We start from the raw sequence: 13,856 nt of genomic DNA on the forward strand, positions 1-13,856 counted from the left end.
GGCTCCGCCTAGGGTGCCCGGCTATGGTGGTGGCAGCGACCAGCGAGGCGGACGGGGCCGCGACATGACAGATGCCGAACCGGACGTACCGTCCGGCGAGGATTCCGGCGACACGCAGGACTCGGGCCGCACGCGGCGCGGCGGCACGCGATCCCGCGTGCCGATCGTCCTGTTCTCGCTGGTGGGTGTCGTGCTGGCCGCGTTGGCGGGCGTGCTCGCACTGGTCGCCGTCACCGGCGACGACGAATCCCGCGGTGCGCCTGCGGGCGGCGGCAACGCGGGCTCGGCGCGGGCGACGGAGACGGTGCCCGGCAACGTCCGCGCCCTCGGCGACCGGCCACTGCTGCAGGACCCCGACGCCGGGTTGCAGGCCGTGACGTGCACGCTGCCCGAGTGGCGCAGCACCCCGCAGGCGGCCGAGCGATTCTTCACCGCCGCCACCGACTGCCTCAACCGCGCGTGGGAGCCGTTCCTGCGCCGCTACGAACTGCCGTTCCGCGAACCGACGCTGCACTTCCCCGACGGCCCGTCGTTCCGCACTCCGTGCGGCGACATCCGCGTCGACGTGACGACCGCGGCCTACTACTGCAACGACAACCTCTACGTGCCCTTCGACGGTCTGCAGACGGACTACTACGGCCCACAGGCGGGCATCTACCTGTCCGTGCTGGCCCACGAGTACGGCCACCACGTCCAGGAGGTCGCGGGGATCATGGACGGGGTGTGGGCGCAGATCAACGCGGCGGGCCAGCACAGCGACGAGGGACAGGACCTCTCCCGCAGGCGCGAACTGCAGGCCCAGTGCTTCTCCGGCATGTTCATGGGCGCCCACACCGGCCGCAGCGGGCCCCGCGGCGTCACGCAGCAGATGTTCGACGCCGCCTGGTACGACCAGGACACCCGCGGCGACGACACGTCCGGCACCTCCGATCACGGCTCCAACGCCAACTACGCCGCCTGGTGGCGCGCGGGCGCGGAGTCGAACCGCATCGTCGACTGCAACACCTTCTCCGCCCCGGCGTCGAAGGTCTCCTGACCCGGGACGGCAGCGGCGGCAGCGGCGGCGGAAGCTAGGCGAACCGGCCCGCGGCGATCCCCGGTCGCGGACCACGGACCACGAGGAACGCGTACATGCCGCCCGCCGCGCAACTCAGCACCAGCAGCGCCATGCCGAGCGGCCTGCCCAGTTCGCTCATGCCGGCGTCCGTGCTGGCGAGATGCACCGAGATCGGTTCACCATCGGTCTCGGCGGGCTCCTCGGGCACGGCGATGCGCACCGTCTCGTCCTTGTTGTGCCCGCAGCCGCTCAGCAAGCCCTGCCTGGGGGCGCCGCCGTCGGTGAACCGCACGGTCTCCCGCGCCTTCGGATCGGAGCACTCCGTGGGATCGGTGACGGTGGCCTCGACGGTGCGGTGCTCGGCACCCGCGGCCGTGGCGAACAGCGACGGGCCCGCCAGCCATGCCAGCGCCGTGATCACGAGGCCGGCGACGACCGCCACCCCGGCCGACCGCCATCCGACCGTGATCGCCGGTTTGCCCGATTCCGCTTGTTGCCGCACGCGCCCAATCGTCGCAGATATCCCGGCACCGGCCCAGAAAAGCCGGGGCAGCCAACATCACACCGTGACCTCACAGCGTGACCACGCGCGCCCCGACCATCCTTCGCCGGATGTCCGAGTGTCTGCGCTGGTCAGTGACCTGTCGGCAGGGTCGAGCCGCCGGTGCGGGGCCCGCAGGCGGCCCGGTTCAGCGGTCCTCGTCGTCGTCCGGTCGCGCTGTGTGACGCACGTACAGCAGCCGGTCACCGGGTTCGAGGGCGTCGGCCTCCGGCGCATCCACCCGGTAGAGCTGCCCCGCCCGGACGAGGCCGAGCACCGTGTCCGGCAGATGCCGCGGGGAACCGCCCTCCTCCTTGGGGGTGACCGGCCGCTCGGCGATCGCCAGACCGGTCTCCGGGGTGAGCAGATCCTCGACCATGTCGACCACCAGCGGCGTGCGCGTCGCCATGCCCAGCAGCCTGCCCGCCGTCTCGCTCGAGACCACGACCTGGTCGGCGCCCGACTGCTTCAGCAGGTGCACGTTCTCCGCCTCCCTGACCGACGCCAGGATGCTCGCCTTGGGTGCCAGCTCCCGCGCGGTCAGCGTGACCAGCACCGCGGTGTCGTCCCGATTCGGCGCGATCACCACCGACCGGGCGCGCTGCACGCCGGCGACGCGGAGCACGTCGGCGCGGGTGGCGCTGCCGTGCACGGTGATCAGGCCGAGCGCGCTGGCCGCGTCGAGCGCCTGCTGGTCGGTGTCGACGACCACGACCTGATTCGCCTCGACGTCGTGCTCCGCCAGCAGCGCGTTGATCGCCGAGCGGCCCTTCGTGCCGAATCCGATGACCACCACATGATCCCGCACCTTGTTCCTCCACTTCTGGATCCGCAGCGCCTGGCGAGAACGCTCCGTCAGCACTTCCAGTGTGGTGCCGACCAGGACGATCAGGAACGCCACCCGCAACGGGGTGATGACGACGATGTTGGTCAACCGCGCCAGGTCGGTCACCGGCGAGATGTCGCCGTAGCCGGTGGTCGACAGCGACACGGTCGCGTAGTAGACCGCGTCGAGGAACGAGATGCCGTCCCCGTTGCTGTCGGTGTAGCCGTCGCGGCCGATGTACACGATGATCACGGCCACGAACAGGAACAACAGCGCGCCGACGATCCGGCGGACGATCGCGTTGAGTGGGCTGACCTTCGCGTCGGGCATCCGGATGACGCCGACGAGCGCATGGCCCGGTTGTTCGGACAGCGGCCGCTGCCGGAGCAGTCCCTTGATCACGCTGGGCAACCCTAGCCGCTCCCGTCCACCGATCGCAGCAACGCGCGCAAACCGTCGGCGTCGGCCAGGTCCGCCGGGCGGACGGTGCGGTCGTGGCGCACGTAGTGGAACGCCGCGCGCACCTTCTCGAGCGGCGCCCCGCAAAGCCCCGCCCACGCGAGCCGGTAGGCCGCGAGCTGCACCGAGACGGCCTGCATCGCCGACTCGTCGGGCACCCCGCCGGTCTTCCAGTCGACGACCGTCCACCCGCCGTCGGGGTCGGCGAACACCGCGTCCATGCGGCCCCGCACCGTGACGCCGTCGACGACGGTGGAGAACGGCACCTCGACGTCGTGCGGCGTGCGATCCGCCCACTCGCTGCGTTCGAACGCCTCACACAGCGCGTCCAGCTCCTCGTCGGGTGCCTCTCCGGTGTCCGCGGCGCCGGGCAGGTCGTCGAGGTCGAACAGCCGGTCACCCGCGAACCGGCGTTCCAGCCACCCGTGGAACGCCGTGCCGCGCCGCGCGTACGCGTTCGGCGGGAACGGCAACGGGCGGCGCAACCGCCGCGCCAGTTCGTCCGGCCTGCCCGCGAGTTCCACGAGCTGGCTCACCGACAGCTGCCCCGGCAGGGCGATGTCCTCGCTGCGCCCGAAGGAGCGTTCCCGTTCGGCCAGCAGCACATCGGTGTCGGCGGCCCAGCCCTCGGGATCGGCGTCTTCGAGGTCGGCATCCTCGGGCGGTGGCTCGTCGGGGGCCGGCTCGTCGGGGGGCGGGTACGGCGCGCCGAGTGGCAGCACGAGCTGATCGTGTTCGCCCGCCGCCGCGTCGGTGGCCGCGGTGTCGCTGGCCGCGATGTCGGCGGCCATGCTGCCGGTGCGTGCCGCGTCGCCCGCCGCGGTGTCGGCGGGTGCGCTGCCGGTGGGTGCGGCGTCCAGTGCGGCCATGGCGGCGAGTACCGCGTCGGCGCCGTCGGCGACGGCGTCCCTGCGCTCGCCGAGCGGATCGGCGGGCCAGGTCACCGGCGCGGCGTTCTCCCCGGACAGCGGATTCTCGTCGCCCTCCTCCGGTTCGTCGGCCCACGTGACGATCGTGCCGATCGTCTCGTCCTCGGCGATCGTGTCCTTGACCTCGGTGAGGAACGTCGACGGGCCCTTCGGCGACGCGCCGGTCTCGCCCCACCAGTGACCGGAGACGAGCAGGTGCTGTTCGCTCCGGGTCAGCGCGACGTAGCAGAGCCTGCGTTCCTCCTCGGCGTGCCGATCGGCGAACGCGGCCTCGTGCTCCTTGCAGGTGTCGAGGACCTCCTTGCGGTTCTCGTCACCGCGCAACGGCAGGTCGGGCAGGTCCTGACTGTCACCGCGCAGGGTCGCGGGCAGTTCGGTGACGGTCCGCAGCCACGACGACGACCGCCGATCCCCCGGGAAGACGCCCTTCACGAGGTGCGGCACCGCCACGACCCGCCATTCGAGGCCCTTCGACGAGTGCACGGTCAGCACCTGCACGCGGTCGGCGGCGACCTCGACCTCGCCGGGCGGCAGGCCGTCCTCGGCGTGTTCGGCGGTGGCGAGGTAGTCCACGAACGACAGCAGCGTGCCGGTGGGCGAGTTCTCCGCGTACTCGGTGACGACGTCGGCGAACGCGTCGAGGTGCGCCCGTCCCGCGCCGCCGGGCCGGGACATCGCCTCCACGTCGAGCAGCATGGTCCGTTCGACGTCGGCGACCAGTTCGGGCAGCGGCTGGTCGAGCCGCCTGCGCAGCGCCCCGAGTTCCTTGCTGAGCCGCGTGATGCGCGCGTATCCGGTCTCCGAGTAGCGCGCCGGGTCGCCGGGGTCGTCGAGCGCGTCGACCAGCCCCGCCTCCTCGGCGCGTTCGGTGACGAGGTCGTCGCCGTCGGCGGAGAGTTCGCGCGCTCTGCGCCACAACGCGCCCAGGTCGGCCGCGGCGATCCGCCAGCGCGCCCCGGTGAGCAGGCGCGCCGCGGCGGTGCCGGACAGCGGTTCGGCCAGCACCCGCAGGGTCGCGACGAGGTCGGCCACCTCGGGCTCGTCGAGCAGCCCGCCGAGTCCGACGACCTCGACGGGCAGGCCGCGGGCGCGCAGACGTTCGGCGATCGGCGCCATGTCGGCACGGCGACGCACCAGCACGGCCGCGGTGGGCGGGGTGCCCGTCGCGTCGCGTTCGGCGTACCAGGTCCCCGCGAGTTCGTCGGCGAGCCACTCGCGTTCGGCCCGCACGTCCGGCAGCAGTCCACAACGGACGTCGGCTGCCGGTGCGCCGTCGCGGGCGCGGAGGCGCTGCACCCCGAGCCCACCCGCGCGCAGTGGTTCGGCGACGGCGTTGGCGAGGGTCAGCACCTCCGGCGGGTTCCGGAAGCTGGTGAGCATGCCGTACTCGTGGGCGGGCAGGCCGCGTCCCGACTCACCGTCGGTGCGCGGGAAGTCGGTCGTGAACCGGGGCAGGTTCGCCGCGCTCGCCCCGCGCCACCCGTAGATGGCCTGTGCGGGGTCGCCGACGGCCGTCACGGGCAGCGCCTCGGTGTCGGCACCGCCGAACAGCGACCGCAACAGGACGCGCTGGGCATGGCCGGTGTCCTGGTACTCGTCCAGCAGCACGGCGCCGTACCGCTCACGTTCGGTGGCCACGACCTCCGGGTGCCCCTCGGCGAGCCGGGCCGCCAGCGACATCTGGTCGGCGAAGTCGAGCGCACCCTCGGCGCGTTTGCGCTGCTTGTAGGCGTCCACGAGCGGCAGCAGCGACAGCCGGAACCGTTGCGACGTCAGGATCTTCTGCAGATCGACGGGCAGGGACGCGCGCTGCCCCTTCGCCCGCGGCGCGTTCTCGATCAGCTCGCACAGCCACGTGGTGTGCTCGCGGAGACCGTCGGGGTCGACGAGGTGTTCCGCGAGTTCCCCCGTCAGCCCGAGCAACTGCGCCGTGACGCTGGCGGGCACGAGGTCGGTGTCGAGGTCGTGGTCCCACGTCGACACCGCGCGGTGCGCCAGCCGCCACGACGCGGTCTCCGACAACAGTCGCGCGCCGGGCTGCACCGGCAGCCGCAGGCCGTGCTCGCCGAGCAGCCGCCCGGCGTAGGCGTGATACGTCAGCACCGTCGGTTCGCCCGCGAGCACCGAGGCCCGCCGCGTGCCACCGGGATCGATGCGGTCGAGCAGCCCCGACCCCGCGAGGACACGCAGCCGCGCGCGCACCCGGTCGGCCAGCTGCCGCGCGGCCTTCCGCGTGAACGTCAGGCCCAGCACCCGTTCGGGTGTGACCAGCCCGTTGGCGACCAGCCACACGACGCGCGCGGCCATCGTCTCCGTCTTGCCCGCGCCCGCACCGGCGACGACCAGCGACGGCTCCGGCGGCGCCGCGATCACCGCGGCCTGTTCGTCGGTCGGTGTGGGCAGGCCGAGTGCGTGGGCGACCTCGGCGGGACTCACCAGCTGCGTCACGGCCCCGTCACCTGCCTGCCCTCCGGTCGTGCCGGGCACGACGACCGGGCGGGACACCGGTCGCAGTCCTTGTTCTCCCGCGCCTCGTACGCCGGGCCCGCGGTCGCGGCCGCCGCGTCCCGCACCAGCCGGAGCCAGTGCACCTCGCCGTCGGCGTCCAACGGCGGCTGCTCCCGTTCACTGGAACCGGTCTTGGTGTGGGACTTGGCCACGTACACGAGCTTCGCCCCGCCGGGCTTGGACGCCGCTTGCGGACTCGGGGTGCCCTGCGTGGTCCTCAGGTGGTGCTCGAACGCGCCGAGCAGCACCGCCAGCTGGTAGGCCGCGAGCTGCGGATGCTGTTCGGCGTCCTTGGCGCTGACGGCGTTCTTGCCGGTCTTGAGGTCGACCACGACGGGCCTGCCCTGCCCGTCCACCTCGAGCCGGTCGACCCGGCCGGTCAGCGTGACCCGCAACTCGGCGTCGGCGCCCGGCGCACCCGCCGGGTCCGTCGCGGTGTCCGTGGCCGTCGGGTCGTCCGGGGCCGTCGCGGTGTTCGGGGGGCCGTCCTCGCCACCATCGAGGTCGTCACCGTCGCCGCCCACCGCGTCGAGGGTCGCGGGCAGCTCCACCGACATCTCCTGCTCCACGGCCAGCTGGGTGAGGTCCTGCCTGCTCTGCCGCAGCCAGGTCAGGAAGTTCTGCACCATCTGTTCGACCCGCACCCGCTCGCGGCGGGAGAACCACGGCGCGCCGGCATCCACTTTGGTCCACGCCTTGTCGAGTTCGGACTTGATCTCGGTCTCGTCGGCACCGGACGCGGCCGCCTGCGCGAGCGCGTGCACGAGCGTTCCGGTCACGGCGGCGAGCTGCGACGGGTCGGCGCCGCCGTGGCGTTCGATCAGCCACCGGAGCGGGCACTTCGCGAGCACCTCGACCGTGGACGGGGACACTCGCACGGGCTCGCCGGGCTTGCGGAGCGGTTCGATGGTGCTGGGCTCGTGCAGGCCGTACCACTGACTCGGATGCGCACCCGGCACGCCCGCGCGCGCCAGGCGGGCGAGCTGCCTCGCGGCACGCTCCTTGCGATCCGGGGTTTCCTCGGCGTCGCACACCACCGAGCGCAGCTCACCGACCAGTTCCGGCAGCACGAGTGCCCGTTCGCGCCGGTAGACCCGTACGTCCGGCCCCGCGTCGGCGGCGTCCTCCTCGTGGGAGAGCAGCTCCTCGACGAACCGCGACGGCTGTTCGTCCTCCCCCTGCACGGCGGTGACCAGCAGTTCGGAGCGTGCCCGACTCGCGGCCAGGTAGAACAGCCTGCGCTCCTCGGCCAGCAGCGGGGCGATCACCGACACCCCGTCGCTGTCCACACCGGACAGCAGATCGACGAGCCGTTCCACGCCGAGGAGCGTGCCCCGGGGCCGCAGATCCGGCCAGCCACCCTCCTGGGCGCCCGCGACCGCCACGACCGTCCACTCACGACCTGCAGCGGCGTGCGCCGTCAACAACGAGACACCGCTGCCGCGCGCGGCCACGGGAGCGAGACTGTCGCCCGCGATGTGTTGCGAGGTCAGGTACTCGGCGAAGCCCCCGACGCTCGCCTTCGGCAGCCTGTCGACATAGCGACCCGCGACGTCGAACAGCGCGACGACCGCGTCGAGATCCCGGTCGGCCTGTGCCGCGAGCGATCCGCCGCGCTCGATCTGCCGGAGCAGCCGTTTCTCCAAGCCACTGGCCTGCCACACGCGCCACAACACGTTCTCGACGTCCATGCCGCTCTGCGCCGCCTCCCGCGCCGTGGCCAGCAGCCCTCCGACACGGCGAACCGGCGCGGCCTCGGCATCGGCCAAGCCGGCGAGGATGTCGCCGCCGCGCAGTACCTCGACGAGCAGATCGTCGCTGGACCGTTCGCCGCCCCCGGTGAGCTCCAGCCGTCGCAGACCGCGCCGCAACCGCCGTAGCGCCAGCGGATCGGCCCCGCCGAGGGGTGAGGCCAGCAGCATCTCCGCCAGGTCGGCGTCGAGCGCGTCCGGGTCGGTGGCCAGGCGCAGAATCTCCAGCAGCGGACGGACGCCGGGCTGACGCGCCAGTGGGACCTCCTCGGCGGCCGACGCGATCGGCACCCCCGCGGCCGCCAACGCGCGCTGCAGCACCGGCATGGACCGCGTCGGTGACCGCACCAGCACCGCCATCTCCTCCCACGGCACCTCGTCGAGCAGGTGCGCGCGGCGCAACCGGTCGGCGATCCAGGACGCCTCGGCAGCAGGCGTCGGGAACAACCGCGCCCGCACCGCACCGGGCGCCGCATCCGGGGCGGGTTCGGCGATCCGCGTGTCGCGAGCGGCACCCGCGCCCGCGAATCCCCGGGCGATGCGGGTCACGGCGTCGTGCACGGCGGGGGCAGGCCGGTGGGTGCGGGTCAACGTGACGGTCCCGGCCCCGTCGACGCCGGCGAACAACGTCGGGTCGGCGCCGCGGAACGAGAACACGGACTGGTCGGGGTCGCCGGCGAGCACGAAGTCGTCGGCCGTGCCGCCGAGCAGCCGCAGCAACCGCAGTTGCAGCGGGTCGAGGTGCTGGGCGTCGTCGACGAGCACGTGCCGCAGCCTGCGCTGCTCCCGTTCGAGGAGTTCCGGGTCCCCTTCGAGTTCGACGAGCGCGCTCGCGACGAGCTCGGCGGCGTCCATCGCGGGGGCGCCCGGTGTGCCCGTCGCGTGCCCTCCCGACCCGTGCAGGAGCGTGACCTCTTCGTACTGCCGCCAGAAGTTGCCCGCCGCGATCCACTCCTCCCGTCCCTCGTGCCTGCCGAGTTTGACCAGGTCCTCGGGGCCGAGACCACGTTCGGCGGCGCGGAGGATCAGATCGCGCAGTTCCTCGGCGAACCCCGCGACGCCGAGCGCGGGGCGGAGCCGCTCCGGCCAGTCGTGGGCGCCGCGTTCCAGGTCGCCCGCGAGGAGTTCGCGCACCACGACGTCCTGTTCCGGCCCGGACAGCAACCGCGGTTCGGGCTGCCCCGTGAGGTTGGCCTGCAACCGCAGGACCGCGAACGCGTACGAGTGCACCGTCCGCACCATCGGTTCACGCACCGTGCGGTGCATGCCCGTGGCGTCGGGGTCCTCCTCGGTGTCGGCGGCCGTGATGCGGCGGGTGATGTCCCTCCGCGCGGCGTTCGCAGCGCGCCGGGACGCGGTGACGACGAGGAGGCTCTCGGGATCGGCTCCGCCGCGGATGCGTTCGGCCGCGAGCTGCGCCGTCAACGCCGTCTTGCCCGTGCCCGGCCCGCCGAGGACGCGGACGAACCCCGCGGGCGCCTCGAGCAGCCGGGCGGCCTCGGGCTCCCAGACGTGCGCGGGCACGGCCGGTACTGACGGCCGCACCAACCGGGCATTCAGACCACTCCTGCTCACGGGTTCCGATGGAACCACGTCACCCCGACAACCCCACCGCCCGCGTCGACCAGCCGCGCAGGCAGCGCCCCCAGGGGCACCTTGGTGGCGTTGAATGCGACCAAGGTGCCCTTGGGGGCGCACCGGACCGCACCTAGGCTTTCCGGCATGGACGAGGAGTTGCACGAGCGGATCCGCGACGCGGTCACGACGATCCCGCCCGGCACCGTCGCCACGTACGGCGACGTCGCCGCCCTCGCCGGCGCCTCGACACCCCGGCTGATCGGCCGGGTCCTGTCCGAGGACGGCGCCGACATCCCCTGGCACCGCGTGCTGCGCGCCGACGGCACCCCGGCGCCGCACCTGGTGCACCGCCAACTCGAACTGCTCCGCGGCGAAGGCGTCCTCGCCGACGGACAGCGCATCGACCTGCGCACCTACCGGTGGCGTCCCGCGTAGTTCGAGAGCCGCGCCACAGCACTACCCGGGGGTTGCGCATTCGGTTAGGCTTGCCTAATGACCGTCACGGCGCAGTCCCCCGCGGCCCCTACCGCGGCCCCGGCACCGACCGCACCGGCCGACGACCGGCCGCCGCAATTCACCTTCCGGCGCCTGACGGTGTCGGCGAGCCGGCGGCTCACCCCGCACCTGGTGCGCGTGACGTTCACCGGCGACGACCTGCGCGGGTTCGTCACCGCCGCACCCGACCAGTACGTCAAGGTTTTCTTCCCCCACGGCGGTCGCAGCCGCCCGGATCTGCCGCCTCCCATCGAGGGCGACACGACGTCCTGGTACCGCACGTACCTGGCCATGCCCGACGACGTCCGGCCGCCGATGCGCACCTACACCGTCCGCGCGTTCCGGCCCGAGCGGCGTGAACTCGACATCGACTTCGTGCTGCACCCCGACGGCGGACCCGCCTCGACGTGGGCCGCAGGCGCCGACGCGGGTGACGAGGTCGCCCTGATGGGCCCGCACGGTCTCTACGCCGCGCCCGAGGACTCCGCGTGGCAGTTGCTCGTCGGCGACGAATCGGCCGTCCCCGCGATCGCGGCGATCCTGGAACAGCTCCCCGCCGACGCGTGCGCGCGGGTGTTCATCGAGATCGGCGACCCGGCCGACCGGCTCGACCTGTCGTGCCCGGCCGCCGACATCGACGTCCGCTGGATCGTCCGCAACCCCGGCGCCTACGGCGACGCGGTGCTCGACGCCGTCCGTGCGGCCGACCTCCCCGCCGCGGCGCCGTACGCATGGCTCGCGGGCGAGGCCGAACTCGTGAAGTTCGCTCGGCGCCACCTCGTGCGCGACCTCGGCGTCGACAAGCGCGCGATCACGTTCACCGGTTACTGGCGACGTGGACGGTCCGAAGAGGACGTCGGCCGCGACGGCCTCGCCCGGGCTGCCTCCGTACAGGCGGACTGACCCCGCGGTCGCCAACCCGCGGTCAGCCGGCCAGCGGTCGGCCGCCCAGTTCCGCCACGAGCAGCTTCACCAGCGCGCCCAGCCGCTGCCGCTCCGGCTGCACCACCCGCACACCCGCGTCGACCAGCGGCGCCGCCGTCACCGGCCCGACACACGCGCACAGCACATCGGTACCGAGACGCGCGAGCAGCTCCTCGTAGCGACCGTCGTCGCGGGCCAACCGCAACAGGTTCGCCGTCGCGGGGGCACTGGTGAAGGCCAGCGCATCGAGCCGCCCGTCGAGCACGCCGTCGACAAGCCTGCGCGCCGGGCCCAGGTCGGCGGGCCACTGCCACCGGTACGGCTGCACCTCGACGACCTCCGCCCCAGCGTCCCGAAGGGGATCGGTGAACTCCGGCAGCGGCTGGCCGTGCAGCTGCACCGCCACCCGGCACCCCTCGAAGCCCTGCCCTTCGAAACCCCGTCCCTCGAAGCCCTGCCTTCCGGAACCCTGCCTTCCGAAACCCTGTTCGAGCAGGTGCGCGAACAGCTCCCGGTTGCTCTCCTCCGGTGACGACCATTCCTCGGCGAGGCCGTGCCCGCGGACCGCGCCCATGGCCTTCGGACCGCGCACGAACAGCCGCGCCCGCGACAGCGCGCCCGTCAGCGCGTCGCCGACTCCCCAGCCCTCGGCGGCCGACAGCCACCCGCGGAACCCGGCGCCCGTCGTGACCGCCACCAGGTCGACGCCGTGGGCGACGACGTCCTCGGTGGCCGCGCGCAGCCGGTCGTCGTCGGCCAGCGGCACGATGTGCAGCGTCGGCCCGTGCCACACCGACGCACCGCGGCGTTCGAGCGCGTCGATGAACTCCCCGGAACGCCGCTCCGCCGTGATGCCGACGGCGACGTCGTCGAGCTCTGCCATGCATCCCCGCTCTCACTTGCCGGCCGCGAACGGCCACGATATCCCGCCGCGACGCGGTAGCACATGAGCGACAATCGTGGCCATGGAGAGAGCGGCGGACACAGTAGGGCTGCGTGAACTGCGACAGGACGCCTCCGAGCTGGTCCGCCGGGTCGAGGCGGGCGCCGAGGTGACGATCACTGTCGCCGGTCGCCCGAGCGCACGCCTCGTGCCCGTCGCCGACTCCGTCGCCGCAGCTACGGCGAACTCGCTGCAGCCGTGGCCAGGTCCGGACGGCAACCGCGGGCCCGCACCATGGATCTGCTGATCGCCGCCACCGCGCACGCCCACGACGCGCATCTCGTGACCCGCAACCCGGACGGTTTCGTCGCGCTCGACGGGCTCGTCGAGGTCACCACGGTCCGAGCGGACGTGTCGCCCGACGGCATCGTCATCGCCGCCGCTCACCGGGTGTAGCGGGTGGCCGTCGTCGTGACCGCCTCGGCGACCGCGGCGCGCAGCTCCTCGGGGTCGAGCACCTCCAGGTCCGGCCCGAACCGCAGCAGCTCCCCGACGCCGGGCCTGCCTGCCTCGACGGGCAGTCGCACCGTGCACCAGCCGTCGGCGTCGGGCTCGCCCGCCCCGGCCCGGTCGGCCTCCTCGAGCGCTGCGGCGCCCACGCTCCCCAGGTACACCGGCACGAGCCGCCGCCCGAGCGGGGACAGCCGCACGGTCGCGGTCTCCGAATGCAGCCGCCGCTCGAAACCCTCCGACCAGGCGCGCCAGTACTCGGCGAGGTCGAAGCCGTCGGGCCGGGAGAACTCGCCCGCGTCGGACATCGCCGCGATGCGGCTCACGCGGTAGGTGCGGTAGGTGCGGTCGCTGCCGTCGCACCGCGCGACCAGGTACCAGACGCCCGCCTTCAGCACGAGGCCGAGCGGTTCGAGGGCGCGGGACACGGCGGAGCCGTCCCACCGCCGGTAGTCGACCCGCAGCCGCCGCGCCCGCCACACCGCGTCGGCGACGTCGGCCAGGTGCGCCAGCCGTTCGACCTCGCGATGCCAGCCGGGGACGTCGAGGAAGAACCGCTCCGCGACCCGGCCCGCACCGGCACGCAGCTCCTCCGGCAGTGCCGCGTACAGCTTCAGCTGCGCCGCCCCGAGCACCGTGCCGAGCCCCAGTTCGGCGGCCGCGTCGGGCAACCCTGCCAGCGCCAGCGACCGCGCCTCGTCCTCGCTCAACCCGGTCAGCCGGGTGCGATACCCGCCGACCAGCTGGAATCCGCCCGCCCGGCCACGGTCGGCGTACACCGGCACTCCGGCCTCGGACAACGCGTCGACGTCGCGGTAGACGGTGCGGACGGACACCTCCAGCTCAGCGGCCAACTCGCCCGCCGTCATCCGCCCGCGGTTCTGCAGCAACAACAGGATCGACAGCAACCGGCCCGCGCGCATGCACCCAGTCTGCCCGGAAAACCTGACACAAGACGTCAGGAAAGCCCGCGAGAGTGGTCGGCATGAACACGGGAACCTTCACCACCCGCAGTTGGACCGAACACGTCGCCTCCGGTGCCGACGACGCGCCGCGCTACGCCCACGCCCGGGCCACCTTCGCCTACACCGGCGTCATCGACGGCACGTCGACCTGCGACTACCTGCTCTACTACCCGGGCGAGGGCTTCACCGACGGCGGGCAGGCCTCCCCCGGCATCGAACGCATCGAGGGCACCGTCGCGGGCCGCGCGGGCAGCTTCGTCGTCCGCCACGACGTCCGCTACGGCGCGGACGGCATCGACGACACGTGGTCGGTCGTCCCCGGATCGGGCACCGGCGAGCTCGCAGGGCTCACGGGACACGGCACGGCGAAGGGCGACAGCGACACCATCGGGTACACGTTCGACTACCGGTTCGACTGAGCCGCCCGCCG

Annotated in this window: 12 protein-coding genes; 6 read left to right on the forward strand and 6 right to left on the reverse strand. The window is 73.2% G+C overall.

The genetic code is table 11. The features are described from left to right. Positions 1-64: 64 nt before the first annotated feature. Positions 65-1,036: a neutral zinc metallopeptidase gene (locus LY13_RS20085; protein WP_253830157.1), complete on the forward strand. Its 972-nt coding sequence runs from the start codon at positions 65-67 to the stop codon at positions 1,034-1,036. Between the two features lie 34 nt (positions 1,037-1,070). Here the strand turns inward: LY13_RS20085 and LY13_RS20090 are convergent, their stop codons facing one another. From LY13_RS20090 to LY13_RS20105, 4 genes are all read right to left on the reverse strand, one after another. Beyond that, positions 1,071-1,559 carry a hypothetical protein gene (locus LY13_RS20090; protein ID WP_253830158.1) on the reverse strand — a complete coding sequence of 163 codons (489 nt, stop codon included), beginning with the start codon at positions 1,557-1,559 and terminating at the stop codon, positions 1,071-1,073. 187 nt (positions 1,560-1,746) lie between these two features. Beyond that, complete coding sequence (locus LY13_RS20095; protein WP_253830213.1) at positions 1,747-2,754, reverse strand: potassium channel family protein; 1,008 nt, start codon at positions 2,752-2,754, stop codon at positions 1,747-1,749. An 83-nt stretch (positions 2,755-2,837) separates the two neighbouring features. After that, positions 2,838-6,260, reverse strand: coding sequence for an ATP-dependent helicase (locus LY13_RS20100; RefSeq protein ID WP_253830159.1), 3,423 nt, complete (start codon positions 6,258-6,260; stop codon positions 2,838-2,840). Further along, the gene (locus tag LY13_RS20105) at positions 6,257-9,595 is read right to left on the reverse strand and encodes an ATP-dependent helicase (RefSeq protein ID WP_253830160.1); all 3,339 of its coding nucleotides are present in this window, start codon (positions 9,593-9,595) and stop codon (positions 6,257-6,259) included. Before LY13_RS20105 ends, LY13_RS20100 begins: the two co-directional genes overlap by 4 nt. Before the next feature lie 198 nt (positions 9,596-9,793). On the opposite strand from LY13_RS20105, the gene LY13_RS20110 reads away from it, so the two are divergent. Both LY13_RS20110 and LY13_RS20115 read left to right on the forward strand, forming a co-directional pair. Further along, positions 9,794-10,084, forward strand: a complete 291-nt coding sequence (locus tag LY13_RS20110; protein ID WP_253830161.1) for an MGMT family protein — start codon at positions 9,794-9,796, stop codon at positions 10,082-10,084. Positions 10,085-10,141: 57 nt separating this feature from the next. Next, positions 10,142-11,047, forward strand: a complete 906-nt coding sequence (locus LY13_RS20115) for a siderophore-interacting protein (protein ID WP_253830162.1) — start codon at positions 10,142-10,144, stop codon at positions 11,045-11,047. 22 nt (positions 11,048-11,069) lie between these two features. On the opposite strand, the gene LY13_RS20120 is transcribed toward LY13_RS20115, so the two are convergent. Continuing rightward, complete coding sequence (locus tag LY13_RS20120) at positions 11,070-11,951, reverse strand: uroporphyrinogen-III synthase (RefSeq protein WP_253830163.1); 882 nt, start codon at positions 11,949-11,951, stop codon at positions 11,070-11,072. An 82-nt stretch (positions 11,952-12,033) separates the two neighbouring features. Between LY13_RS20120 and LY13_RS20125 the strand changes: the two genes are divergently transcribed. Together LY13_RS20125 and LY13_RS20130 are read left to right on the forward strand one after the other, a co-directional pair. Then, positions 12,034-12,258 (forward strand): type II toxin-antitoxin system Phd/YefM family antitoxin, encoded by a 225-nt coding sequence (locus LY13_RS20125; protein WP_253830164.1) that lies wholly within the window; start codon positions 12,034-12,036, stop codon positions 12,256-12,258. Further along, complete coding sequence (locus LY13_RS20130; RefSeq protein ID WP_253830165.1) at positions 12,246-12,407, forward strand: hypothetical protein; 162 nt, start codon at positions 12,246-12,248, stop codon at positions 12,405-12,407. The genes LY13_RS20125 and LY13_RS20130 overlap by 13 nt, the downstream gene beginning before the upstream one ends. Here the strand turns inward: LY13_RS20130 and LY13_RS20135 are convergent. Beyond that, positions 12,395-13,384: a helix-turn-helix transcriptional regulator gene (locus LY13_RS20135; RefSeq protein ID WP_253830166.1), complete on the reverse strand. Its 990-nt coding sequence runs from the start codon at positions 13,382-13,384 to the stop codon at positions 12,395-12,397. The two genes, LY13_RS20130 and LY13_RS20135, sit on opposite strands and share 13 nt — an antisense overlap. A gap of 62 nt (positions 13,385-13,446) precedes the next feature. On the opposite strand from LY13_RS20135, the gene LY13_RS20140 reads away from it, so the two are divergent. Further along, on the forward strand, positions 13,447-13,845 hold the full coding sequence (locus LY13_RS20140; RefSeq protein WP_253830167.1) for a DUF3224 domain-containing protein: 399 nt from the start codon (positions 13,447-13,449) through the stop codon (positions 13,843-13,845). Positions 13,846-13,856 lie beyond the last annotated feature (11 nt).

It is taken from the genome of Prauserella aidingensis, from assembly GCF_024171865.1.
Lineage (GTDB): Bacteria > Actinomycetota > Actinomycetes > Mycobacteriales > Pseudonocardiaceae > Prauserella > Prauserella aidingensis.